The sequence below is a fragment of the Mesorhizobium sp. M7A.F.Ca.CA.001.10.2.1 genome (genome assembly GCF_003998575.1).
GTDB lineage: Bacteria > Pseudomonadota > Alphaproteobacteria > Rhizobiales > Rhizobiaceae > Mesorhizobium.
Map to the genome: position 1 here is coordinate 1 of NZ_RZQY01001427.1, position 385 is coordinate 385.

Genomic DNA, 385 nt, shown 5'->3' on the forward strand with positions numbered 1-385 from the left:
GCTGCGACCGGCTCGAACGAAGGCGAAGCAGGAACGCAGTGGGCAGCGCTTGCCGGCGTCACCGCGGCACTTGCGATGTTCGGCGCGGCGCAGGGGTTGAGTTCGCCGCTGTTCACGCTGCTGATGCAGAAACAAGGCATGTCGCCAGCGCTGATCGGCTTGTCGGCGGCGATGATGCCGCTCGGGCTGATCCTTTCGGCTTCTTTCGTGCCCGCGGCTGTGCGGCTTGTCGGTGCACGCAACCTGGCGGTCGGCTGCTCGCTGATCGGCGCGCTCTGCTTCCTGGGTATCGGCTATCTGCAGGACTGGGTGGCCTGGTTCGTCATCCGCTTCATCATCGGCGTCGTCATCAACCCGCTCTACATCCTCGGCGAGGTGTGGGCAC

The 385-nt window shown here is 65.5% G+C and carries 1 pseudogene; it reads left to right on the forward strand.

Annotated elements, in window-relative coordinates:
* Positions 1-385, forward strand: a pseudogene (locus EN964_RS37420) (MFS transporter); the annotation flags it as partial.